Consider the following 24994-nt stretch of genomic DNA (forward strand, 5'->3'; position numbering starts at 1 on the left):
AGTTTAATCTCCAATTAAAAATCGTTGTAAATGAATGATCCCGTATTTGCTGTATGGAATCCGTAAATAAAGAACAATAATAGCAAAATAAGTAAGTAAAAGCTTGTATATCCTATCCATTTTACAGACTTATTTTCTGATAGCTTTTTGAATAGCATATTGATAACCTCTTTTCTTTTGACACTTATAAAGACGCATGGATCATCAAAAGAGTTTCATATCAAAACATAAAAATTTTAAGAATTGATGAAAAAAAGATGTCCAAAGTATGAACGTGTCTTCAGGCAAAGCTGTCTTATTGTAACAAAGATTTAATATAATTGAAATGAAATGGAAGCTTAAATTTGCCTTAAAATTGCCGGAAACTGTCGAACAAACGTAAAAGCCACCTAGTTAGACTAGATGGCTTTGATGTTATTTACTTTTTATATTTATTCACTTCGAACATGAGAATGTTGTTGAATACCACGTAATCCTTTTTACTTTCAAAGGGACCTTTGTTGTTGTCATGCTCGTCAATTTCATAAAACCCAGGACCTTCGCCGGCATCACGTTTTTTGTACCAGGATAGGAAAGCATTGACTTCTTTCATGGAGAGGTCATACTCTTTTTGTAAACCATTGACCATTGTGATGATGAGGAGAGCATCGCCGTCTTCATCTGTCGCATCGTCTTTTGGTGGTGTGGTTGGTTCTGGGTCTTTGTCGCCTGGGGTTTCGGTGTTGTTTTCTTGAGGTAATGCGTCTTTTAGAGAAAGTGATATGACAGATTTAAATTTTTCTCTTGCACGAGGCATATCACCATTTGTGTTTTCTTCTCCCCCAATGATATAAAGATTATCATTGACAATAGCAGCGGAGTGTCCCTTTCTATAAAAGGTTTTAGGTGTTTGAACGCTATACCTTGTTCCTAACATTACATCATGTACCGATAATCTAGCAGTTCCACCTGTAAGTAAAACTTTATTATTGTAAACAGCTGTCGCATAATACCCCGCTGACCAACCACCTTGCTTTTTCATCCACGTATCTGTGTCAGGATCGTATTCACCGATCATTTTATTTAAACCCTCTGTTCCCCCAGATAAATATAACTTACCATCTATCTCATTTAACGTTCCGGCAGTCACAATATAATCTAAAGAACTTTTCTTTTCCCATTTTTTCGTGTCTGGGTCATAGCTGTATGTTTTCATTTGATAGTTACCTTCTTTTGCGACAACTAAAATTTTCCCTTTTACACTGCTCGCATATATTCTATATGGTGAGACTTTTGTTTCCAACGGAATATCTTCAAGCTTTTCCCACGAATCATTTTTAGTATTATAAACTTCTACTGTCTTTACTACTCCATCTATAGACATTCCACCTATGACATATATTTGGTCATTTAAAATTGCCGTAGCAGCCCCATATCTAGGAGTTGGCATTGATGTTTTACTTGACCATTCATTTTTCTCAGGATCATAAACAAAAGTTTGATCTGCACCTTGTCGTTGAGTTGGCCCCTGACCACCTATGATATATATCTTGCCGTCAACTACTCCACTACTAGCACCAACACGTGCCTCTGGCAAATCTGCTTGTTCTTTCCATTCTACTGTGTCTGCTTTTACTGAATGTAACGGATAAATTAATGACGAGATTAATAGGAAGAATATTAATCCTAATCTTTTCAAGAAAATCACTCCTTAAAATTGTGTACTCAACATTTATCGGTTTTTTTATGACTTTCTTCATACTTTTGTTATATTTTTAATAATTTAACACTTTATTATCTAATACCGATTCACTAATCGTTGTATGTTTATATATTTTACTTCCGTTCAACTTTTATTTATTTCAACTTTATCTCCTTCACGATTTCTATAAAGACACGATATTCAGAAACAAATAAAAAAACCCATAGTTTCATGGGTTTCTCATCAGTCCACTATAAGAAAATCCGTCACAAGACAAGCAGGTTCTCCGTTTTCATCCAGCCCTCAAAAGCTTGGGTACATCCCGTCACCGAAGCCTGTTGTAAACATGGCAATGTCCACCTTTTCATGAAAACGGGTGACAAGCCAGTCCCATGTGTGCTTGTAGTTTTTCTCAAGCGCTTCTGCAAATTCCTCATAAAAATAAAAATCATTGTCCTCTTTATAGCGCTTATCCTTATAAGCTTGTAAATCTAATGCAGCCTCAGCATCCATGAAACAGCCCATACCCGTATTTACACCGTAACCGTAAAACTCGTCTTCTTTCAAATGTTTGAGTTCCTGCCCCGCTCTTGTAGCAAGCTCCCACTCTATTGCTTGCTCGTTTGTAAACATGATCATTGCATAGGCTACGCGTTCGTCTCCGCTTTCTAACCGTTTCACTAGAAGTAGAATAGGATATTTCCTATAGCAACCTTCCTCGTAAAAGATTGGTCACCTTCTGAAACAAAAGGATCACAGGCAACGATTTGACCGCTTGTGATTTCGATATGACCGATCTGTTTGGCAAATAATTGATTACCTTCTGAGCGGTTTGTTGTCTCTCCATTTTCATATAGTAGGTTTGTTGGAGTGATATTTTACACCCCAGAATTCCTCCTTACTCATTTCATATTCTCCTTCTACTATACACCTTAATTTTTTAAGTTAGAGAAAGAATGTTCTTTCTATTTAACATTAATCTCTGCGGTGTCTGTTTCATTAGTTGAAAATAAATGGTGAATAATTGCGCTTGAGTTGACCTTCGGGAAAATTGATCAGGCTTAGATAAACCTTGGATAACTGAGCAGGAGATTCGTAAGTCTGTTCGGAAGCTTGTCTTAATTAATGTTGTATTAGAATGAGATAAAGAGAAGAAAAATGAAGGTTCATTAAAAAACGCCCTTCCAGTGGGAGGGGCTGTGTTATTAACTATTTTCTTTGGAGTATTTTTTTATCAATGATTCACTAATCCTGCTTACGATATAGATTGCAACAGCTAAAATTAGCATTAACGGAAACATACCTAAACGATTATCTGCAACATAAACAATGATCCCCACAATGATAGCTACTACGATTGCCGTTAAAAAATGCTTCATCGCCATCTCACCCCTTTGTTTAAATCATATACATTTTATTACATAAAAGTTGGAATTAAAACACTTTTTTGCTTATAATGAAATAAATTACATTTTTTACATAAAGAAGGTTGATGAAAATCTTTAGATCTTTGTTTCTTGTTAGTTTGTCTTTGGTGTTAATGCTTTCTGTCAGCAGCACTCCTTTATTGGCGCAGAATGAAGTGATTTCTAAAAATCAAATAAACTATGAACCTCCCCTATATGTTACTAATGAGAACTTATTAAACAATGAATTGGAAGCTCGAGCAAAATGGGACGGACAATTCTCATCTAATTACACTATACCTTCTTATGTAGTTGCATCAGCTGCCACCTATGGGATGTTTCATATTACAAGATACTTAACTGCAACTTTACAGCTTGGACCTGCTGCAGCTGCTGCGTTTGCTGGGATGGTATCTGGTTATGTCTCGGCAAAAGGTGAAATAAAATTAAAAGCAGTCCAAAAGTATAGATGGCTTAAGAAGTATACTAAGGCTGAATACCAAGCAACCACAAAAATATATGTTAACGGCAAATACAAAACAACCACAACAAAAAAATGGATCTCGGAAGTAGATACTAACATCGATCGTGTTAAATAACAAAAAAGTCCCTTCATTATTATGGAAGGGCTTTTCAGTTTACTATTGTTACCCATCGTGATATTCAGATGCAGACGTGATATACACATGCTTTCAAGGTTGTTTAGTCTAGGCGTTTGTTTAAGTCTAGTTCCACTATGTGATGAACCATGTCAGTAGGTATAACACGATTTTATTTTAAACAGCTCTGACAAAGGTAATTGTCTCGCATTAGAACAAGTTGTCTTGTCTGTTTCCATTCTCTTGATTTATAAAAACTTGTTGATTGTTTATCTCGAACATGTTTGTCGTAATACTTCGCTTCCTGTTGCTTACCATCAGCATGAGCAGGACAATAACCATCCCTTGTTAAATCTCTACATCCACGCACCTTACACTCCCTCAATGGTTTAGGTGGCATTGGATTCACCAGCTTTCCTCTCATCTATCATCGCAAACAAAACAAAGGCATGAAGATGCCCCACTTTCTGTACAGCATAAAACTCCCTGTACTCCCGTTGATATGATGCTAGATAGGATCGAGCTGCTTCATAGGTCAGAGTCTGGCTGACATGTAGGAGACTGTATATAGCTTGCCTATCCCTCACACCATAAGACCCAAGCATCCCTAACCCCCTGATGATCTCCCCATCCGCCCATTTGCATCCCCTTTTATTAAGGGCTTTAAGACCGTTATACAATTGGTCTGTCCTTATTGCGTGTCCAATTGCTGTGTTAACGATTAATTCCCTGAGTGAGTTGTCTATGCTGTGTCCCTCCCCAAAATAAAAAGCACCCCAAAGGATGCTTAAGTATCTTTATGTTATATTCTTTTATTAGTCTTAATTACTCAACAGTTAAATCCATTACAGTTAAGTACACTCTAGCTTTTAATAGATCCACCTTAATATACATTTCCTGTTTTATAACGTCTTCTTTCACTAACTTCTCTTTGTATAAGAAATTCATAATGTTTTTAGCCGTAGAATCACCAAACTCATCCTCAATAATTTCATAAAAAGTACTGAATCTGATTTTTTTGGAAACTGATTTTGAAAAATTGTTATAAAACCAAAAGCAAAATGTAGCAAGAGTATCTGAATCTAAATACTCCGGTATAAATGGCTTTTTATTATCTAAATTTGGTGGTACCCTAGACTCTCTCGAATAACCTTCATAACGACCATTTACTGAAAATCTTCTACCAAAAATCTTACGGTTTTCTGATAATCTGTTATATTCATCTAATTCCTTCACTTCGGAAACCGTATCATCGTTAACATCATCTCGATGTCTTTTCACGAAACCTAAAGAGTTAAACATATGGAATTCCATATTAGTTTCACTAGTGAATTCATTTAGTAACTCCACTTTAGGACCTATTATTCTACTTTTTAAATCATACCACCAATCTTCTTTCTGTTCATCAGTCAGAAATATAACACTGGTGTTCTTCTCTTTAGCAAAACGCAATAATTGCTTCCAAAGAATTAAGTCACCATATTTATTTTGAATTGTAACACCATTATGAACTTTATGACCTTTCTTCTTATTATAATCTTTATATCCTGGTGGTATTTCCTTTTTCAAACGGTCATCAGCTTCTTTTTCTAATTCTTTCATTTCATCTTTGGTATAAGGGTCGCCTACTTTTCCATTATAAAGGTTAGTGATTTTCAACTTAATTGAATCTTTATCAGTAAAATTGTATTCAGTATCTTTTCCGTTTTTTGCATTTAATTCTTCTATGTGTTTATTCGTTGCAGACTTAATAATTTCAATGAAATTTTCCACATCATCTTTGTGCCGTTTCTTATAGTTACTCAAATCTTGATTAAGTATATCTCTTACTTTATCTGGAATATCCTTTAAAGCGTTACAGACTTTCTTATATGACCCACTCTGTTCTATTAATACTGATTTCCTATTATAATGATATTCCAATGCAACCTGATGAGGCATCCATAAGTTATCTCTATATTTATCTAATAACCCTATAATTTGATCCGATGTTTCTTTAGTGTATCTATATAAGTTAAGTAAGACATTTGTATCTAAAATAATGATGGATTCTTCCCATATTTTTTTATCATCTTTGTCAAAATAAAATTCTCGAAACTTTTCTCTCATTTCAAATTCCCCCAATACATAAGTTCATATTGTTATATCGAACTAAAAGAGTTAATTTTAAGAGCATGCAAACTTTGTCGAACGAAAAGCGCCCTCCGCAATGGAAGCCGCTCTCAATTTATCACCTAATACCATCATAACCGCTCTCAGACAAAATGCTTTGCCAAAAGTATGCCATTTGCATCTAAAATAATTTCACAAAATTGTGTATCTGATCTTTTTCAAATCTGTTTAAACAAAGTTGATAACCTTTTTTAAATCTATGAAATTCATCGTCCGGCATATTTTCGCTTAAACCATCGTAAATAGCTAGAAGACGAAAAGCATCATAAATCTCTATCACTTCATTAATCGTGTCACTTTTATACTTTATTAGATCATATTTGTTTTTATCAAATTCTTTAAAATTAAGACCTTCATGTTTAATGTATTCCTTTCTTAGATTCTTAGTGTCAAAGATTAGTTCATCCATATGATTTCTTTTAATTTTATTAAAATTTTCATGAATCTCAAAATCAATAAATCTTTCAATTATTTGTTTTTGATATTCAAAAGATTCTTGTTCTAGTTGTTTTCGTTCAACCTCTTGTTGTACACGTTTTTTTCCAAAGTTTCTTCATTCTTATTAATTTGAATCCTTACACCAAGGTACGTAGCTCCAGCGGTTATAAGACCAACTATTATAGTCACTACACCGCCAATAACTGCAATTATGATTTCCTGACTCATGACCACACCTCCTCAATTAAATTCAACTTATTATACAACATTTACCTATATTTTCCGACAATTATCCACACAATCCAATTCACCATATCTATTATTGTGTCTAACTCAGGAAATCGCTGAATCCTTTGTCCCTCTTGCTTAGAGCCATTCCCTTAAAATGAGTTGGATATTTTTTCAATATGTATAATTGATGAAGAAATTAAAAAAACTCATCTGTCATTAGAGCAAATGAGTCTTAGTATATTAACCTTATGAATGAATTTTCTAGCGTTAATTTATTTTCGCAATAATAAAGACTTTATAGGTTAGAATCTATAAGGAATCTTAGATTTTCCAATCTTGACTTTAGAATAATCAAATTCTTTTATTTGATGAAGGAATTTGTACAATCCTTCAGAGTTAATATCCATATTATTTTTAGGCCCTATAGTCACACCAATCACAGAACCTGTATCGAATTCAGTCTCCACATAAGGAATAAAAGCCCCATTTGATATACGACACTTATAAATTTCTTTATTACCTTTAGGATAAAAAATAATTCTATACTCTTCTTCTTGAGAAAAACATTTGTCTTTAAAAAAGAGAGAATAAAATTCTAAGGCCGTAAAGACACTTGGTAATTTGGAATCTAAATGGGTTCCCTCTTCAAAAATATCAATAATATCATTTAGAAGTTTTTCAAGTTTATTAATTTGTTCTAAATTATCATAAATTACATAGCCTGGAACAGGTGTGAAATTTTCATTTCTATTCAGAGATTTATTAAATTCATACAAATCAAATGCAATACAATACCCATCATTTTGAGAATAATTTGCCCATAATAAATTAGAATCTGGATTAATACAAAAAGATAGAGAATAGAAATTATTTTTATTAGTTTCAAACATTGAGCGAATATTTGCATTAAATAATTCAGTATAATCTCTTAGTTTCTCATCTGACAACCCTCGCTCTTTACAGATTGATGGGAATATTTCTTTGCTCAATTCAAATGTATATTTAATTTCATTTTTATCGTTTAAAAAATCGGCATCAGAAACCCAAAAATCACCTTTTCTTAATATGCCGTCTAATCCATAAATATTTGTATAGTGGAAAACCTCTTTTGGTCGTGCCTTCTCAAGAAAATCCCTCATAATATATTTCACAAAAATTTCAAAACCGTATACTCCTGTTAAATGCATAAAATATCTCCCTACTTTTTGTATTTTCATAAACTCATTTTATTTTAAGATATATTTTTGAGAAAATAAACCTATAATCCAAAATTGTCCATCGCTTTGTCCATTGTGTCTTGTTTGATCCCGCTATATCTCAATGTAATATCTGGGCTTGAGTGGTTAAATATTTCTTGCAGTAAGGCCACATCCTTGAATTTCTTATAGTGCCAGTAACCAAATGTTTTACGTAAAGTGTGTGTGCCTATACTATCAAGGCCAACATACTCCGCTGCCTCTCTCAAAATGATGTATGCACTGCTGCGGCTGATTGGTTTGTTAAGTCCTTCTCTACTCTTAAAGAGATACTCTTGATCATTTTTGTCTTTAATATATTGATCTATCGCTTTTCGAAGCGTCTTGTTTATTTTGATTCTTTTCTCTTTACCTGTCTTTCTCTAAGGGATACGAACTATTTTCTCACATTCTTCACCCTTAATTTCAGCAAATCAGATATACGCAAGCCCAGGTTAATACCCGCCACAAAAAGCAGCAAGTTCCTTTTGTTCGCTCTCCAAGATATTTGTTAATATAATGGATCTGATCAAGTTCCTTATCGGCTGCACAAAATTCATGTTTTATCCCCCTGCTTATACACTTCTTCTCTCAAAGCAAAGGCCAGTCTATAAATTCCTTTGGCTGAGACCCATTTCCAACATAAATCTCGTAATCAAACATTTCTTCATCCTACATATAGAGCATTACTAAGATGCTGCGCTCTTTTTGCGTAAGACGATTAATGCCCTTGATTGGAAAAGCTAGGCAGCGTAATGTTATATGTTGTTGTGATCTTTGGAAGAAAGTCTTCTGGCGTTTGCAACGTAATGTAAGTATTTTATATTTTTCCTTAATTTTTCTATTTCGAACCTTTTCCCCTCGTCTATCTGCGGAATGTCTAAACTTGTTTGGTTCAAGATAATTCCCCCTTTATTTTCTGCGCACTGCCCCGCCTTTGACTTTTTTAACCGCTGTATGTTTTTCCCTATAACCTTGCTTAAAATTTTTCCTTTTTCATGGCGCAGCTCCTTTCCTTACAATTAAAAAACGGACACTGATCAAGACCCTTAATAGGTGTAGATCAGTGTCCGCAGGCTCTCCGTCTTGGACTTATCTAGTTTTTGTACTTCTTTTCTTTAAAATCCCAGTAAGTGCTACTTGTCTCTTTATCTGCATCTTCGTAAGAATATAAACTTGTTTAATAACTTTCGATAAAATAAATACGTTCATCTCCCTCGAATGCATTGAAAGTTTCATATACGTATTTTTTATGAAGACGGCCAAGCCGTTCCTTAAATTTTATTTTTTGATAATGTTTATACTTGGATGATTATCTATTATTTTCAAAGCGTCTTGATATGGCTTTGTTTTTATGAAATTGACGGAGATGTTTCCCCTTTTAAATTCTTCTTTGTTTTTAAAAGTTACAAGAATAGGTATTTTTTCTTCGTTAGTTTTTATCATGTTGTTCAAATGTTCAATACCTTTTAATACAACAGGAGCAATATCGTAAACATAATTGTCATATAGATGTTTAATGAACATCATAGAAATTTCAACGTGAATGTCTAATGAGATTAAATTAGGCATTTTTTCAATATCCTCTTTGACATGTTTCCATGCTTTGAATTGCAATAATGCTTCTTTTGAGGCAAAAATGCCATTAAGTCCTGAAATACTTTGTTTAATAATTGACAACGGAAAACCATAATGTAAAGCGTAATTTCTCATTAATACCATGAACCGATAAGAAACATGTCCATCATAAAATTCATTTGTATTTTTTTGAAACTCTTTTAGTTTTTCTTTATCAAAGTATTTTTTGTTATATTTTTCTCCATAATCGATAAACATCGATAAAGAAGATAAATAGTTTATTAGTAATCGATTCGCTTCCAAACCTATTGAATCTTCATTATATTTTTCTAATTGTTCTTTTATTTTAGTGGAGTAAGTTAAAAACTCTTTTCCATTCCTATCAAGTAGGTTATATACATTCGTCATAGCGTTTAATTTATTGATTTCACTTAACCTTGTAGTGTGATTGTCGTATTCTTCTTTTGTTATATGTTTTTTTATAGTTAATTTGTGTTCTCCTTTTTTGATAAATTCTCTGTAACCGTATCCATAAAACATTTGTTTTTTCCAACTCCTAATGCGAGCCACCGCTTTTTCTTGTTTCTTTTGGTTTTTATTGACTAGCTGCATTCTCTTTTCAAGCTTCTTGACTTTTTCTTTTTTCATTTTGTACGTTCTATAATAACATTAAAATTGATTTATGCACTAGACCCTTTCGAGTACAGTGTCGGATAACCTTTGTAAATAAAGTGCCCATGGACTAAAATATACCCTTTAACAATTGTTATTTGATACATTCATGGTTAAAAGGTTCTTTTATTTTATGAAGAAGCGTAAAAGGAGAACTTGATGCGAAGAAATATAGCTAATCCCATTGAGCTAGGGTAAACATCAAGGTGGGTCGGACAGTACCCTACTTATACAGTAAACTCTGAACGAAAAATGGAGGAGTTACGAGACAAGAAAACTCCATTCACAAGGGTGTATAAGACATTTAAATGCAAACATTTAAGTTGTAAAAGATATGTCACTATGCCCCCAATGCCTTTGATATCACTGCAACATTTGCCCTTTTATCAAGCAATGATTTTACAAAGTTTCTTCTTAATGCGCGGGGATTGATGTTTTTCAATCGTCTTCTTGGAATACTTATTTAATCGCTTCTGGATGTTATTATGTGTTTGTTGCATCTTCTTTAAGTTTTGGTCTACCTTTATATTCCTATCACATCTACTTCAACATCAAATAAACCTTTTCATTTAATCATACAAAAAACCTCCTATACCGAAAGTGATATAAGCCAATAACAGGTGTAATTTCTTACGTTTCCGCTATACTGACCGTTTCACTAAACGATATAAGAGGTTGACTTGACGGGCTTTAGCACCCGATTTAAATGACGTCCCAGGAGAGATTCGAACTCCCGACCGACGGCTTAGAAGGCCGTTGCTCTATCCTGCTGAGCTACTGGGACATGTTGTTATGTAGTGTGCTTTGGCGTATTACCTCAGCGACAAGATTTATTATATTACTATTGTTCTTTAAAGTCAACGGTTTTTCGAAAGTTTTTTCATAAGGGGCAAATGCTGCACCCTTATGAAATACCTTCCAATGTGACAGTGTTTTCGAGGTCTTGTATGACGTGACCTTCGTCCGTGAAAAACTGTACGTTTGCTTCGCTTCCATCTAGTGTCAGTATAGCATAGCTGCGCTCTTTGCGCACTCTTGGCAGGTGCACGCTGCCTGGGTTAATGAGGAGTTTTCCTCTTAGCAGTTCACTGCCTGGGATGTGCGAGTGGCCAAAGCAGATAATGTCTGCGCCTAGCTCTTCTGCACGGTAGTAGACTTGAAGCAAGGATTGTTTGATGCCATGCAGATGTCCGTGAGTGAGAAATAGTTTTCCGCCTCCATCCAATGGGAGCAGGAGTTCTTCTTCAAAATCGCCCATAAAGTCACAATTTCCTTTGACGACTTTGTATCCTTCGAGTGCTGGGTGGTTCGTTTCGAGTTCTGAATCTCCGCAGTGAATCATCATGTCCACTTCAGCCGCATGCCGTTTGGCAATGGTTTGAAGTTCGTCTGTGAGTCCATGACTGTCACTAATGATGAGTATCTTCATGGCTTCATTCCCCCTTATTCATTTGCGTCTAGCAGTGATGAAAGCTTTTGAAGCGCGACCGCTCGATGGCTGATCTTGTTTTTTTTCTCTGGTGATAACTCGGCCATCGTCTGGTCTTTGTCTTTGACGATGAAAATTGGGTCGTATCCGAAGCCGTTTTCGCCGATCGGTTCTTCTGCGATAAAGCCTTCTACTGATCCTTCTACCGTTTTTGTTTCTTTCCCCGGTATACTGACAGCCAGGGCACATCTAAATCTAGCAGTGCGGTCTTCTTTTTCGATACCTTGCAGCTCACTTAACACCTTTTCCACGTTCTCGGCATCGTCTTTATGCTCGCCCGCGTACCTCGCTGAATAGACGCCAGGCTTTCCGCCAAGGTAATCAATCGACAGACCCGAGTCGTCTGCAATCACCATTTCACCTGCTTTGGCTTGAATGGCCTCGGCTTTGATGATCGCATTTTCTTCAAAGGTATGTCCTGTTTCTTCAATCTCTTCCGTAAATCCGATGTCCGCTAGTGTTTTGACCGTGAATCCTTTTGGCTCAAGAATGGCTTTGAATTCTTTCGCTTTGCCCGCATTGTGCGTTGCGATGATGGCAGTTTTCATCCTGATCAAACCCTTCTCTTTATTCGATAACTTCTCCTGTCACTGCTTTTTGCTTTTTAATTAATTCTTTGATGCCTTTTTCGGCTAAATCAAGCAGTCCGTTTAGTTGTTCTCTTGAGAATGTCGCTTCTTCGCCAGTACCTTGAAGTTCAACAAAGCGTCCAGCGCCTGTCATGATGACATTCATATCTACTTCAGCTGAAGAATCTTCTTCATAATTTAAATCTAACAGAAGTCCCTGTTTAGAATCAATTCCGACGGATATCGCGGCTAAATAATCAGTGATCGGATTTTCTTTCAAAACGCCTGCTGATTGAAGCTTTTGAATCGCTAGTGTCATGGCCACAAATGCACCTGTGATAGAAGCTGTGCGTGTTCCGCCGTCTGCTTGAATGACATCACAATCAATCCAAATGGTGCGCTCACCAAGCTTTTCTAAGTCAACGACTGCGCGCAGAGCACGTCCAATTAAACGCTGGATCTCCATTGTACGTCCTGTGACTTTTCCTTTAGATGATTCTCTTATCGTTCTTTGAGCCGTTGCTCTAGGAAGCATGCTATATTCTGCTGTAATCCAGCCTTTTCCTTCTCCTCTTAAAAAAGGAGGTACGCGGTCCTCGATAGATGCGTTACAAATCACCTTCGTATTTCCCGCTGAGATTAAGACAGAGCCTTCTGGGTGCGTGATGTAGCCTGCCTGTATTTCAATTTTTCTTAATTCGTCGTATTGTCTTTCATCTAATCTCATGTTTTACCTCCGTTACAATATACATTCCGCGCGGGTGTCAGCGGGGTTCTCCTATTAACTTTGACAACCTCGATCCGTTCTAATCGCTTGGAATAAAAAAGAGGCAGCGAATGTGCATGCCTCTTTTTCTCCATTATATCAATGTGTGACGTTAAAAACTACCTGTATTCACTTGTTCTGGTCTTGAAACTGGCTTTGTGAGTTCTGTTCCTTTTTCATTCACAAGCTCTGCCTTTCCGTTTACCTTTACAGACACGCTTTTCACATCTGGCAGCTCTGTTAATGTCAGCACAATGCTATCAAGAACTTTTTGTGAAATGACTTTTTTCTTTTCATCTGCACTGCCAAAAATGGATTCATTGAAATCTAGTGTCACATGACCGTCTTTTACTTTCGGGACATCATTCAGCTTCACATCTTGATCAAAGTCTGTCAGCAATTGGCTTGTTTTGCTTGGCCCAGAGACGAGCTCATCAATGGCTGCTGTAATTGGATCATCATCGTCTTTTGGTGCTCTTTTGGTCACCGGGACATAGTACGTCTGTTTATCAGATTCAGCTAAATAGTAGACGGTCACAGGCTTTGTCGATGTCATATCAGCCGCAGCCTCGTGCTGAATATTAATGCCGTCCTCTCTGCTTAAATCATCTGAAATCGGCGTCCCATTCACAGGCATCTCTTTTAATTCATGGCCATTCATCTTTAATTTGACTTTGGCTACTGAATCAAACTGCGTTAATGTCCAAGTGACTGATTGCAAAATGCGCTGTTCGTCTTCTTTTTTATAGTTTTTGAATTCATTTGAGAAATCCACAACCGCAGTGCCATTTTTAATATCGACAGATACGCTCGTGTCCGCCGGCAGCACGGCTCTGAACCCATTTGGCATCAGGTTAGAAATCGGTCCCCCGTCTACGAGGTATTCAAGTGTTTGTTTCGCACTTCCTTCGTTTTTCGGCAGCGGAATGGATTGAGAGACAACATATCCATTTTTATCAATTAAATATAATTCTCTCATGACGGTATCTGCTTGCTTCTCTTCTTTTCCTTCTTTCGCTGTTTGTTTCTCTTCTTTATTTTCTTTCACAAACGTGACATTTTGTGGTGGATCAATCTCTGTTTTCGCTTGGTCTGTTTGAAACAATCCGCATCCTGATAAAAGCATGGCTGACGCAATACACGTAACAGCTGCTGTAGTTCCTTTTTTCAGCATACTTCACCCTCCTCTAGTGGTTTGTACTAGTATGTATACGAGCTCCCTCAGAGGATTAGACCCTTTTCATAAAAAAATAACCCACTTCCATGAGAAGTAGGTTATTGCTGATATACGTGTTCAAGCGAAACCGTTTCGACCTTTCCTGGCAGGTAGCCGAACCAGTCTTGAGCGATGTTTTGAAAGTTTTGCTGCTCCCCTGTTGTATAAAAAGTATGAACAGGCTCTTCCTTCGAATCATTTAACAGCCCTTTATATGAAAGAATGGTGCTCGCTTCTCTCGCTGTCTCATCTCCTGAAGAAATGATGTTGACGCCACTGCCCATAAAGCGCTGAATCGGTTCTTTTAAAATCGGGTAGTGTGTGCAGCCAAGAATAAGCGTATCAATGCCTGTTTCTTTCATCGGTTCAAGAGAAGCTTTTACGACTTCATCTGCTGTATGATCTAAAAACGTACCACTTTCCACAAACGGTACAAGCATTGGACATGCCAGACTTTGAACAGTTAGTCCTGCTTTTAAAGAAAGCAGTGCTTCTTTATAGGCTTCACTTTTGATCGTATTGGCTGTGCCGATGACGCCAATATGCTGATTGTTTGTGACCTTGATCGCTGTGCGGGCTCCGGGCTGGATCACGCCAATAACCGGGATATCAAGTGTTGCTTTAATTTCATCAAGTGCTATCGCCGTCGCAGTGTTACACGCAATGACTAGCATTTTAATATGGTGATGTCTTAACAGGTAGTGCGCCATTTCCCATGTATATTGAAGAACCTCTTCTTCTGCTCGAGGGCCGTATGGACATCGTTTTGTGTCGCCTACATAAATAATTTTTTCTTTTGGCAGTTGTCTCATGATTTCCTTCGCAACGGTTAAACCGCCTACGCCGGAATCAATCACGCCGATGGGTTGATCCAACAAAATCGCCTCATTTTCTTTTCATTTGCTGCTGTAGTTTCGTTAAAGATTGGTTGAAAACGATGGCTTCTTCTTCTGAGAAAGCCCCTAGAAGTTCACTGACGTATTCTTGGCGTTTGACAATCACTTCTTGAATGATCCGCTCACCTTCAGGCAATAAATGAATGCGAACCACGCGGCGGTCAGACGGATCTTTTACCCGTTCAACAAGTTCACTTTTTTCCATTCGATCAATTAAATCGGTCGTCGTGCTGCAAGCCAAATACATCTTTTGTGATAACTCACCTATTGTCATATCTCCGAATTCATAAAGCCACTGGAGCCCTACAAATTGAGGAGGTGTAATCGTATATTGATTCAGAATTTCTCTGCCTTTTTGCTTAATGATTGCAGCAATATGGCGCAATGATTTTTCAATTTCTGCAACATGGCCTGACTCATTCGTTTCCATTTCATTGATACCTCACTATAGCATCTCACTTTGATTAAAACGTACATTCCTATTTTCCTCGTTTTTCAAAGAAATTGCAAGAAGAGACTCATGGAAACGATATAGAAATAACCGGCTCCTCCCTGGTGCGGAAGGAAAACCGGCTGACGTTAGAGCTCTAGCTCACCCATACGCAGAAGCTCGACTACGGCCTGTGAACGACCTTTAACTCCTAGCTTTTGCATGGCATTCGAAATATGATTTCGAACAGTCTTTTCGCTAATAAAAAGCTCGCTTGCAATTTCTTTTGTTGTTTTATCTTGGACGAGCAATTCGAATACTTCTCTTTCTCTTTTGGTTAATAGCGGCTTGGATTGAAACTCTTTCTCCTTCAAGTATTGTAACCCTCCTTGCTAAGGTGAGAGCTCTAGTCTCTATAGAATGGGATTCTGTATAGTCGAGATATCATATGCCGGGTACTTGAGGTAGGTGACGTTAAAATCGAGAATTCCCGCAGAGCAGCGTCCAATTTCCTCGCCTTCAAACCGCACAAAAAAGGACGAGTCCCCTATAGAGACATCGTCCTTTATCAAACAAGCTTTTAAAATATCGAAATGGCTCCTGTTAAAAGAGCAATAAGTGTTGTAAACAGGGCTGTGAGTACGGTCCATAGCAGTGCGTACTTTTGCAAATCACCAATATCTTTATTCAACATACTCACAAGCAGTAATGTGGAAGCGACAAGCGGACTCAGCAAATGGACAGGCTGTCCGATAATAGAGGCGCGCGCAATTTCTACTGGATCAATCCCGTAAGCTGCGCCGGCTTCAGCTAAGATTGGCAGCACCCCGAAATAATAAGCATCATTTGAAAGAACAAATGTAAATGGCATACTGGTCAAAGCGACAATGAGTGGAAAAAATGAGCTGTATGAATCCGGAATCATGTAAATGACCAAGTTAGCAATGGATTCCACCATTTTTGTTCCCGAAAAAATGCCTGTGAAAATTCCTGCTGCAAACACAAGGGTAATGACCGTTAAGGCATTTCCTGCATGCGATAAAATCCGCTCGCGCTGATCTTCAACTTTTGGATAGTTGATCATAAGCGCAATGACAAAGCCAATGAGAAAGAGTACAGGAATCGGTACGATATCCAATACAAGTGTGGCCATGACAGCAATCGTCAGGAAGAAGTTGACCCAAATCAAGTTTGGTCTCTTCATATCCGCTACGCCATCTTCAATTGATGCCGCCAATTCAGGAGAGATCGAGACCTCTTCTTTATACTGAATCTCGGCAACCCCAATGCGCTTCCGTTCTTTTTTTCCAAGAACATACGCTGTAAAAAGGATAAAAAGACCGCCCCCTATCATCGTCGGGAGTAATGGAATGAAGAATTCCGCTGCATCTAAACCAAGTGCAGCAATCGCACGAGTAGCTGGACCACCCCAAGGCGTCATTCCACTCATAATGCCTAGTGATAATAATGAAATCGTCCCTAAAATCAGTGGGTTCATCCCAATTCTTAAGAAAAGTGGCAACATAGCTGATACGGTAATCATGTACGTTGTCGTCCCATCACCATCTAATGCAACAAGCATAGACAAAATCGCTACCCCAAAAGCAATTTTGACCGGATCGCCTTTCACAAGACGTAAAATCAGTTTGATCAATGGGTCAAACAATCCAGCATCCAGCATGACACCGAAAAATAAGATGGCAAATAACAATAAAGCAGCAGATGGTGCAACGGTCTTGAGTCCATCAAGCATCATGCCCCCTAATCCGCTGTAAAATCCACCGATTAATGCAAAGATGATTGGCACAACGGTGAGAGCCACCACCGGATGCATACGTTTTGTCATAATAAGAAATGTAAAAGTCACGACCATCAAGATCCCTAAAATAGCTAGCACTTCATATCCCTCCATCCTCTTCTTTACACGATCCACAAGCGCCCCTTTTGCACTTGCGGCCCGAAATGTTAGCGCTTTCTATTTCAAGGATATAATAGCTTTTTTTATAATGAAAATATCGATTTTTTCGTTTATTCGATAAATTTTTTTTATAATTAGCCTTGCTGACTTCTTAAAAACTCAATGAATGCTTTCACAACAGATAAATGAAGGGAATCCGGCTGGTACATGAGCCATGTATCTCTTAAAACAGGCTGTCCATCTTTATACGAAAGACCTTTTACAAATAGCTCATCACTTGGTCTAAGGCAAATTTCCGGGACAATGGCATAACCTAAACCATGCTTCACCATCTCTTTTGATGTATCTTGCCTGTCTGTCTCCATTGTCACAAGCGGAGGCATCGTGAACGTCTCCTGCCACCATCTGTTAATCAATCGTTTTAATGAACTATCCGTGTGATAGTCAATGAGCGGCAACTTAGGAAGATCCTTTAGCTGTATTTCTGATTTTGAAATGATACAAAGCCGTTCTTTATCAAGCAAAAATCGCTCTCCATTCCAGTCGTAATCTCCTCTTAAAATCCCTAAATGTACACTTGATGTCCCTAATAAATCCATGACTTTTGTGCTCCATCCTGTGTTCACCATAAATTGAACATGTGGATACTGCTTAGAAAACTCTCTTAAAATTTCCGGCAGTTTATATTGAGCAAAGTTACTCGACACCCCTAGTCGGATCGTTCCTTTGACCTTTTTTTGCATATTGAGCATGCCATCTTTCGTTTGCTGGAGCTGCTTGAGCATGTCATTTGCGTATTTAGCCAAATATTCGCCCTCTGATGTAAATTCAATCCCTCGTTTTCTTTTAAAGAAAAGCTTCATGTCAAATTCCTCTTCAAGCTGTTTCAATCGATAACTTAAGGCAGGCTGCGAGACAAATAATTTTTCTGCCGCTTTTGTGATGTTCTTCTCTTCATATAGCACCTTTAAAAACCGCCAATCTTTCTCATCCATTGTGTGCCCTCCTTTTGACCTTGTTATAAAAATATTTTATCGATTTCTCTTAAAATAATGTATTTAACTTATTTCTTATTATACTTTACCATTTTGATTAGATAAATAGTAACTAAACAATTGAGGGTGAGAGCAATGAGAAAAGTTCCAATCACAATCATGCGAGGCGGTACAAGCAAAGGGGTCTTCATTCAAGCCAATGATGCACCATATGAACACGATGAGCTCGAAGCATTTTTATTAGACATTATGGGCAGCCCTGACCGGCTACAGGTTGATGGAATCGGGGGCGGCAATTCTTTAACAAGCAAGGTGGCCATTATCGACAAAGCCACTCGTCCAGATGTGGATGTGAACTATACGTTTGCACAAGTCAGCATCAATGAAAGATTTGTGGACTTTAAAGGAAACTGCGGGAATATCTCATCAGCAGTTGGGCCGTATGCCATCATTAAAGGACTTGTCCAAGCAGTTGAGCCTGTCACAACAGTACGTATTCTGAATACCAACACGAATAAAATCATTGTGGCAGAGGTAGAAGTCGAGAACGGAGAAGTGAAATTTGAAGGACAGGCAGAAATTCCAGGAGTGAAAGGAACAGGTTCTCCCATTTATTTATCCTTTGAAAAACCTGAAGGCGCTGTCACAGGTAAAACCTTTCCGACTGGAAACAAAATGGATACGATCCAGACAAAGTTTGGAGAGATTCCGATCTCAATCGTTGACATTGCAAATCCAATCGCCTTTATCCGTGCCAAAGATATTCAATTAAAAGGAACTGAATTGCCTGAGGAGTTTACAGACGAATTGCTGGATGATTTAGAAGAGATTCGTTCCATCGCTGCTGAAATGTGCCACTTTGCACCAAAAGAACTGGCCACATTACAGTCTCCAGCTGTTCCTAAGCTTGCAATTATTAGCGAGCCTGCTGATTATGTAGATACAAATGGAATATTGAGAAGAGCAGCAGATATGGACATCATCGTTCGGATGCTATCGATGCAAAGACCGCACCAAGCACTTGCCATTACCGGATCTGTCTGTGTGTCAGCCAGCTGTTTCATGGATCAAACGCTTCCGGCACAGCTTTTTCAAGGTCAAGATGATACACTTCGAATTGGTCATCCTGCTGGTATTATGCAAACTGAAATTGATATCTCACAAAACAGAGTGAAAGTCATTCGAACCGCAAGAGAAATCCTAGATGGAGTGGTCTTTACAAAAAAAGACTACATGGTTCAACCTCAAATAAAAAGAGAAGCATAAATGAGACGTCATCATGTCGACAAAGAGCTAAAATGAACTGATTTTAGCTCTTTGTCTTTTTTCAGTTTGAAGATCTTAAAGCAACTCCGTTCTAACACCGAATGCAACGGTTTGTCTACACACTCATAGAACAAGAAATTGTCTACTTGGGCGGTGCATCAATATCTCCTGCTGAATGGGCTTTTATATGTCCTTGATCATCTTTTAACTGAATATGACCATAACGGTTCACACCACAGCAAATCCCTTCCTGCCATGTTTGCTTTTCACGATCTAATGAAATACGAAGCGGTTGATTCAGCCGATATAATCGTTTGTTATAGAGAGCTATGAGGGCTTCAAATCCTTCCATTTGCCAGCGTGCATGGTATTTTTCAAAGGCCGCTGCCAAATCTTTCACTAGCTGGTCCGCTTTCACCTCAGTCAGTTCTGATAGGCAAACGGTTTTATACGGAACGTGCTCCGGCTTTGTCTCTACATTGATGCCCACACCGATGTAAATGGCGCTGCGGTCTGCTTCAATTAATGTGCCAGATACTTTCGCTTCATTAATCAATAGATCATTTGGCCATTTGATTGCCAGTTGATCCTCTGCTCTCATGAGTGGTTTGAGTACATCATAAATGGCGAGTGCCGTCAGCGGGGCAATCGTTGATTGGGTGGAGATATCTACTGGCGGTTTTACTGTCATCGTGACAGCCACATTCCCTGTAGGCGTTTCCCACGGTCTGCCAAGCCTGCCTCTCCCTGCTGTCTGCTGCCGGGCATATACAGCAAATGAAGGGGTTTCTCCTTGCTGAATAAGCCTTTTCGCTTCATTATTTGTACTATCAATGGTGTCGTATTGAAAGATCTTCATGTGCTCTCCTTTGTTTCTTCTTCATTTTGATTCTTTTATTATAACAAAATGAAACATGTGACCGTGATTCTTTAATGTCGCTGTGCCTGAAAAGTCTCTTTTTCCTCTTCTGTAAACGGTACAGGGGCACCGGTGTCTTTACTTATTTGCACCATCGTGACTGAGCCTGTAAAACACGGTTCTTGCTGTTCATTTTCTCCTAAATAATGAAGGATGAGCGAGCTTGATCCAACCTTTTCTGGCTTTACATACACACGCAGCCTCTCACCGATTTCCACTTGCTTGATGTAATCACATTGAAGGTTTGCCACGACCGTAATCGTCTCTCGCGCTCGCTTCATTCGCTTATCTACAATTCCCGTTTTTTGAAAGAAGGCAATCCGCGCCTCTTCAAAATACACAAACGGGGTGACATTGTTCATGTGACCAAACATATCCGTTTCTGAAAAACGGACGGTTGTTTCCACATAAAATCGAAACGATGCCCTCCACTCTTCAAACGGTTCTTCAATATATGACGGCAGCCTCATTTGATCCACTCCTTATTCGCAAACAAAACGCCTCTCCCGTATTGGAAGAGGCGTTTGTTATGTTATTGCATCCAGCCTCTTGTAAACACTCATCATGATTGGCAAGGAGGACTGAATGTGATGTTATTCTGCGTGATCGCTTCCGAAGAAATTACGGAAAGCTTGTAATGTTGTATCTCGGTTAAGTGCTGCAATTGATGTTGTGAGCGGGATTCCTTTCGGACAAGCCTGCACACAGTTTTGAGAGTTCCCGCAGTTTGCAAGACCACCGTCACCCATAATTTCTTCTAAGCGGTCAGACTTATTCATTGCACCTGTCGGATGTGCGTTAAATAGACGAACTTGTGAAAGCGGTGCAGGGCCCATAAAGGAAGACTTATCATTTACGTTTGGACAAGCTTCAAGGCAGACACCACATGTCATACACTTTGAAAGCTCATACGCCCATTGACGCTTTTTCTCAGGCATTCTTGGTCCAGGTCCAAGATCATATGTGCCATCGATTGGCACCCATGCTTTGACTTTTTTCAATGAATTGAACATACGGCTTCGATCAACCTGCAAGTCTCTCACAACCGGGAAAGTTTTCATCGGCTGAAGACGAATCGGCTGCTCTAACTTATCGATCAGTGCTGTACATGACTGGCGAGGCTTTCCATTAATGACCATGGAACAAGCGCCGCATACTTCTTCAAGACAGTTCATGTCCCAGTTAATAGCCGTTGTTTTTTCACCTTTTTTATTGACCGGGTTACGTCTAATTTCCATGAGTGCAGAAATGACGTTCATATTCGGACGGTAAGGGATTTCGAATTCCTCATCATAAGGCTTGCCATCTGCTGTATCTTGACGTGTGATAATAAATTGAATCGTGTTTTTTTCACTCATCTTATTTCTCCACCTTTTTCTTCGAGTAATCTCGTTTACGAGGTGCAATTAACGATACATCGACGTCCTCATAGTGGAATGCAGGTTTTTGGTTTTTCCCTTTGAACGTAGCCATCGTTGTTTTTAGGAATTCTTCATCGTTTCTTTCTGGGAATTCCGGTTTATAGTGTGCGCCTCGGCTTTCATTCCGGTTGTAAGCCCCAATCGTAATCACTCGTGCCAGCTGAAGCATGTTGTCAAGCTGACGCGTGAAGGCAGCGCCTTGGTTGCTCCATGAAGCTGTATCGTTGATGTTAATATGCTTATAGCGCTCCATCAGTTCTTCAATCTTCTCATCTGTTTTTAAGAGCTTCTCGTTGTAACGAACGACTGTAACGTTGTCCGTCATCCATTCTCCAAGCTCTTTATGAAGCACATATGCATTTTCTGTGCCATCCATGCTAAGGATGTTGTCCCATTTCTCCTGCTCTTTCTTCACGGCACTGTCGAATGTTGCAGATGATAAATCTTCTGCAGACTTTTCAAGACCGCTAATGTATTTCACAGCATTTGGTCCAGCAACCATTCCACCGTAAATCGCAGAAAGCAATGAGTTTGCACCAAGTCTGTTTCCGCCGTGCATAGAGTAATCACATTCTCCGGCAGCAAACAAGCCTTTGATATTCGTCATTTGATCATAATCAACCCATAATCCGCCCATTGAATAATGAACAGCCGGGAAAATTTTCATCGGAAGCTTACGCGGGTCATCACCCATGAATTTTTCATAGATTTCAATGATTCCACCAAGCTTAATATCAAGCTCTTTTGGATCTTTGTGAGAAAGATCAAGGTATACCATGTTCTCTCCGTTGATCCCAAGCTTTTGCTCCACACATACGTCGAAAATTTCACGCGTTGCAATGTCACGCGGTACAAGGTTCCCGTATGCTGGGTACTTTTCTTCAAGGAAGTACCAAGGTTTTCCGTCTTTATATGTCCAAACACGTCCACCTTCACCACGAGCTGATTCACTCATGAGACGCAGCTTGTCATCTCCTGGGATCGCTGTTGGGTGAATTTGAATGAATTCTCCATTAGCATAATGAGCACCTTGCTGATAAACGATCGATGCAGCTGATCCGGTATTAATCATGGAGTTCGTTGATTTACCGAATACGATACCAGGGCCGCCTGTTGCCATGATGACAGCATCTGAACGGAAGGATTCGATTTCCATTGTCGTCAAGTTCTGCGCGACAATGCCTCGGCATACTTCCTCGTCATCTAAGACAGCGCCAAGGAATTCCCAGCCTTCATATTTCGTCACAAGCCCCGCTACTTCATAACGGCGAACCTGCTCATCTAGTGCATATAATAACTGCTGACCTGTTGTCGCACCAGCAAATGCTGTACGGTGGTGCTGTGTTCCCCCGAAACGGCGGAAGTCCAGTAATCCTTCTGGTGTTCTGTTAAACATTACACCCATACGATCAAGTAAGTGGATAATGGACGGCGCTGCTTCACACATTGCCTTTACTGGCGGCTGGTTAGCTAAAAAGTCTCCGCCATATACCGTGTCATCAAAATGCTCATAAGGTGAATCTCCTTCACCTTTTGTATTGACCGCTCCGTTAATTCCGCCCTGTGCACAAACAGAATGCGAACGTTTCACAGGTACGATTGAAAATAGTTTAACAGCTGTTCCCGCTTCTGCTGCTTTGATAGTTGCCATGAGACCAGCTAAGCCGCCTCCGACAACGATGATGCTAGAATTACTCATTGTAGCCCCTCTCCCTCTTCTACTAATCTATTTCCTCTTAAACAAAAGCGAAAATTGCTCTTATCCCTACATATGAAAGCGCTATAAATATACCTAATGTCACATATGTGGAGATTCTTTGTGAGCGTGGTGAAACTGTAATTCCCCAGCTGACAGCAAATGACCACAAGCCATTAGCAAAGTGGAAAATAGTAGATAAAACGCCGACAATATAGAAACCTAGCATAAATGGAGAGCTTAAAATATTCGCCATCATGTCATAGTTTACTTCAGCTCCAAGCTGCGCTTGAATGCGTGTTTCCCATACGTGCCAAGTGACAAAAATCAATGTGATGATACCTGTAATCCGTTGCAGTCTGAACAACCAGTTTCTTAAGTAACTGAAGCGAGACGTGTTGTTTTGTGCCGTAAAGGCTATGTACACCCCATAAACAGCATGATAGATCAGTGGTAAGAAAATCACGAACAGCTCAAGTGCATATCTGAATGGAAGCTGTTCCATAAAGTGTGCAGCTTTGTTAAACGCCTCTGGTCCATTCGTCGCAAAGTGGTTAATCACTAAGTGCTGTACTAAAAATAGACCGACCGGAATGACGCCAAGCAAAGAATGCAATCTCCGATAAAAAAATTCTTTGTTCCCCGACATTACTTTACCCCCTAGTAAAAAAAGTGCAATTGCTTGAAAATTGTCTTACCCCCGCTTCTTTCAATTGTAAGCACTTTATTCAAATTTATTGACAATTTCATTTTACTCCTATGTCAAAAAAGCGTCAAGAAACCGCGTACATAAATTAAAATTTTCCGAAATTTAAAAGTTTTAAATCAAAATTCGTTTTACTACAATAAGAATTTCTTAGACTTCAGGGAAAACTCTGTCATCATATGCCCACATAAGCTATAATAAATTGTTGAAAGAGGGGAGCCATACAATGAATAAATTCGAATCTAACTTAGAACAGCTAAAAGAAATTGAAGTCAATGGATTTGCCTACGAGCTGATACGCGAAGTTCTGCTGCCTGACATTCTTGGTCAGGATCATTCATCTATGATGTATTTTGCGGGTAAACTGCTTGCTCGTAAATTTCCTCAAGAGTCATGGGAAAAGATCCCCGAATTTTTCCATGATGCCGGATGGGGAACTCTCACGATGGTCCATTCTAAAAAACAGGAAATTGAGTTTGAGCTCGAAGGTCCACTTGTATCGAATCGACTCAGCTATCAAAAGGAGCCATGCTTTCAAATGGAAGCAGGTTTTATCGCTGAACAGATTCAGCTTCTCAATGAGCACGTGGCTGAATCCTATGAACAAGTAAAAAAGCGTGCTGATAAAGTCATTTTAACCGTTAAATGGGATTTAAGAGACCCTAGCTAACACTGCTTATGAAAGGCGATGACTT

Annotated in this window: 26 protein-coding genes, 1 tRNA gene and 3 pseudogenes; 3 read left to right on the forward strand and 27 right to left on the reverse strand. The window is 38.8% G+C overall.

Annotated features, from left to right (window positions below; translation table 11 throughout):
• Nucleotides 1-14: 14 nt before the first annotated feature.
• From AC0VYC_RS12790 to AC0VYC_RS12805, 4 genes are all read right to left on the reverse strand, one after another.
• Nucleotides 15-164, reverse strand: a complete 150-nt coding sequence (locus AC0VYC_RS12790) for a teichoic acid D-Ala incorporation-associated protein DltX (RefSeq protein WP_024427820.1) — start codon at nucleotides 162-164, stop codon at nucleotides 15-17.
• Nucleotides 165-418: 254 nt separating this feature from the next.
• A complete protein-coding gene (locus AC0VYC_RS12795; protein WP_475388610.1) occupies nucleotides 419-1678 on the reverse strand; it encodes a Kelch repeat-containing protein in 1260 nt (419 codons plus the stop codon).
• 306 nt (nucleotides 1679-1984) lie between these two features.
• Nucleotides 1985-2410 (reverse strand): DUF4241 domain-containing protein, encoded by a 426-nt coding sequence (locus AC0VYC_RS12800; RefSeq protein ID WP_475390056.1) that lies wholly within the window; start codon nucleotides 2408-2410, stop codon nucleotides 1985-1987.
• A gap of 476 nt (nucleotides 2411-2886) precedes the next feature.
• Nucleotides 2887-3060, reverse strand: a complete 174-nt coding sequence (locus AC0VYC_RS12805; RefSeq protein ID WP_234799342.1) for a hypothetical protein — start codon at nucleotides 3058-3060, stop codon at nucleotides 2887-2889.
• Between the two features lie 113 nt (nucleotides 3061-3173).
• Between AC0VYC_RS12805 and AC0VYC_RS12810 the strand changes: the two genes are divergently transcribed.
• The gene (locus AC0VYC_RS12810) at nucleotides 3174-3686 is read left to right on the forward strand and encodes a hypothetical protein (protein WP_283933183.1); all 513 of its coding nucleotides are present in this window, start codon (nucleotides 3174-3176) and stop codon (nucleotides 3684-3686) included.
• A gap of 83 nt (nucleotides 3687-3769) precedes the next feature.
• On the opposite strand, the pseudogene AC0VYC_RS12815 reads toward AC0VYC_RS12810, so the two are convergent.
• From AC0VYC_RS12815 to AC0VYC_RS12900, 18 genes and pseudogenes are all read right to left on the reverse strand, one after another.
• A pseudogene (locus tag AC0VYC_RS12815) lies at nucleotides 3770-4086 on the reverse strand (HNH endonuclease); the annotation flags it as partial.
• A 425-nt stretch (nucleotides 4087-4511) separates the two neighbouring features.
• Nucleotides 4512-5795, reverse strand: a complete 1284-nt coding sequence (locus tag AC0VYC_RS12820) for a PIN-like domain-containing protein (protein ID WP_073413696.1) — start codon at nucleotides 5793-5795, stop codon at nucleotides 4512-4514.
• A 184-nt stretch (nucleotides 5796-5979) separates the two neighbouring features.
• A complete protein-coding gene (locus AC0VYC_RS12825; protein WP_475388613.1) occupies nucleotides 5980-6267 on the reverse strand; it encodes a hypothetical protein in 288 nt (95 codons plus the stop codon).
• Between the two features lie 92 nt (nucleotides 6268-6359).
• On the reverse strand, nucleotides 6360-6524 hold the full coding sequence (locus AC0VYC_RS12830; protein WP_475388615.1) for a hypothetical protein: 165 nt from the start codon (nucleotides 6522-6524) through the stop codon (nucleotides 6360-6362).
• A gap of 305 nt (nucleotides 6525-6829) precedes the next feature.
• Entirely contained in the window at nucleotides 6830-7714 is an 885-nt protein-coding gene (locus tag AC0VYC_RS12835; protein ID WP_073413700.1) for a DUF2971 domain-containing protein, read from the reverse strand.
• A 71-nt stretch (nucleotides 7715-7785) separates the two neighbouring features.
• Nucleotides 7786-8322 (reverse strand): annotated as a pseudogene (locus tag AC0VYC_RS12840) (site-specific integrase).
• Between the two features lie 721 nt (nucleotides 8323-9043).
• A complete protein-coding gene (locus AC0VYC_RS12845; RefSeq protein ID WP_073413703.1) occupies nucleotides 9044-9988 on the reverse strand; it encodes a hypothetical protein in 945 nt (314 codons plus the stop codon).
• A 342-nt stretch (nucleotides 9989-10330) separates the two neighbouring features.
• Nucleotides 10331-10503, reverse strand: a pseudogene (locus AC0VYC_RS12850) (tyrosine-type recombinase/integrase); the annotation flags it as partial.
• Nucleotides 10504-10722: 219 nt separating this feature from the next.
• A tRNA-Arg gene (locus AC0VYC_RS12855) sits at nucleotides 10723-10796 on the reverse strand.
• A gap of 120 nt (nucleotides 10797-10916) precedes the next feature.
• The gene (locus tag AC0VYC_RS12860) at nucleotides 10917-11441 is read right to left on the reverse strand and encodes a YfcE family phosphodiesterase (RefSeq protein WP_008345914.1); all 525 of its coding nucleotides are present in this window, start codon (nucleotides 11439-11441) and stop codon (nucleotides 10917-10919) included.
• Nucleotides 11442-11455: 14 nt separating this feature from the next.
• Entirely contained in the window at nucleotides 11456-12058 is a 603-nt protein-coding gene (locus AC0VYC_RS12865) for an XTP/dITP diphosphatase (RefSeq protein WP_475388618.1), read from the reverse strand.
• Between the two features lie 10 nt (nucleotides 12059-12068).
• On the reverse strand, nucleotides 12069-12797 hold the full coding sequence (gene rph, locus AC0VYC_RS12870) for a ribonuclease PH (RefSeq protein ID WP_138278819.1): 729 nt from the start codon (nucleotides 12795-12797) through the stop codon (nucleotides 12069-12071).
• A gap of 151 nt (nucleotides 12798-12948) precedes the next feature.
• Nucleotides 12949-14010 (reverse strand): GerMN domain-containing protein, encoded by a 1062-nt coding sequence (locus AC0VYC_RS12875; RefSeq protein ID WP_475388619.1) that lies wholly within the window; start codon nucleotides 14008-14010, stop codon nucleotides 12949-12951.
• A 101-nt stretch (nucleotides 14011-14111) separates the two neighbouring features.
• Nucleotides 14112-14930, reverse strand: coding sequence for a glutamate racemase (gene racE / locus AC0VYC_RS12880; protein ID WP_148943496.1), 819 nt, complete (start codon nucleotides 14928-14930; stop codon nucleotides 14112-14114).
• Nucleotides 14931-14937: 7 nt separating this feature from the next.
• Entirely contained in the window at nucleotides 14938-15378 is a 441-nt protein-coding gene (locus AC0VYC_RS12885; protein WP_007501606.1) for a MarR family winged helix-turn-helix transcriptional regulator, read from the reverse strand.
• A gap of 149 nt (nucleotides 15379-15527) precedes the next feature.
• Nucleotides 15528-15752: a spore germination transcription factor GerE gene (gene gerE / locus AC0VYC_RS12890; protein WP_003184172.1), complete on the reverse strand. Its 225-nt coding sequence runs from the start codon at nucleotides 15750-15752 to the stop codon at nucleotides 15528-15530.
• 206 nt (nucleotides 15753-15958) lie between these two features.
• Nucleotides 15959-17275, reverse strand: a complete 1317-nt coding sequence (locus AC0VYC_RS12895) for a CitMHS family transporter (protein ID WP_327872112.1) — start codon at nucleotides 17273-17275, stop codon at nucleotides 15959-15961.
• Between the two features lie 155 nt (nucleotides 17276-17430).
• Nucleotides 17431-18291 (reverse strand): LysR family transcriptional regulator, encoded by an 861-nt coding sequence (locus tag AC0VYC_RS12900; protein WP_007501609.1) that lies wholly within the window; start codon nucleotides 18289-18291, stop codon nucleotides 17431-17433.
• A 135-nt stretch (nucleotides 18292-18426) separates the two neighbouring features.
• On the opposite strand from AC0VYC_RS12900, the gene AC0VYC_RS12905 reads away from it, so the two are divergent.
• Nucleotides 18427-19557, forward strand: coding sequence for a 2-methylaconitate cis-trans isomerase PrpF family protein (locus AC0VYC_RS12905; RefSeq protein ID WP_216894817.1), 1131 nt, complete (start codon nucleotides 18427-18429; stop codon nucleotides 19555-19557).
• Nucleotides 19558-19699: 142 nt separating this feature from the next.
• On the opposite strand, the gene AC0VYC_RS12910 is transcribed toward AC0VYC_RS12905, so the two are convergent.
• The 5 genes from AC0VYC_RS12910 to AC0VYC_RS12930 all read right to left on the reverse strand — a co-directional run bounded on the left by AC0VYC_RS12910 (nucleotide 19700) and on the right by AC0VYC_RS12930 (nucleotide 24242).
• Complete coding sequence (locus tag AC0VYC_RS12910) at nucleotides 19700-20416, reverse strand: biotin--[acetyl-CoA-carboxylase] ligase (protein ID WP_041506811.1); 717 nt, start codon at nucleotides 20414-20416, stop codon at nucleotides 19700-19702.
• Between the two features lie 71 nt (nucleotides 20417-20487).
• Nucleotides 20488-20946 carry an acyl-CoA thioesterase gene (locus tag AC0VYC_RS12915; protein ID WP_007501614.1) on the reverse strand — a complete coding sequence of 153 codons (459 nt, stop codon included), beginning with the start codon at nucleotides 20944-20946 and terminating at the stop codon, nucleotides 20488-20490.
• A gap of 123 nt (nucleotides 20947-21069) precedes the next feature.
• Nucleotides 21070-21834, reverse strand: a complete 765-nt coding sequence (gene sdhB / locus AC0VYC_RS12920; protein WP_072367454.1) for a succinate dehydrogenase iron-sulfur subunit — start codon at nucleotides 21832-21834, stop codon at nucleotides 21070-21072.
• A gap of 1 nt (nucleotide 21835) precedes the next feature.
• On the reverse strand, nucleotides 21836-23596 hold the full coding sequence (gene sdhA / locus AC0VYC_RS12925) for a succinate dehydrogenase flavoprotein subunit (protein ID WP_007501620.1): 1761 nt from the start codon (nucleotides 23594-23596) through the stop codon (nucleotides 21836-21838).
• A 37-nt stretch (nucleotides 23597-23633) separates the two neighbouring features.
• The gene (locus tag AC0VYC_RS12930) at nucleotides 23634-24242 is read right to left on the reverse strand and encodes a succinate dehydrogenase cytochrome b558 subunit (protein WP_475388623.1); all 609 of its coding nucleotides are present in this window, start codon (nucleotides 24240-24242) and stop codon (nucleotides 23634-23636) included.
• Nucleotides 24243-24525: 283 nt separating this feature from the next.
• Between AC0VYC_RS12930 and AC0VYC_RS12935 the strand changes: the two genes are divergently transcribed.
• Nucleotides 24526-24969, forward strand: a complete 444-nt coding sequence (locus tag AC0VYC_RS12935; protein WP_008345974.1) for a YslB family protein — start codon at nucleotides 24526-24528, stop codon at nucleotides 24967-24969.
• Nucleotides 24970-24994 lie beyond the last annotated feature (25 nt).

This window comes from Bacillus sp. iso_77 (assembly GCF_056173625.1).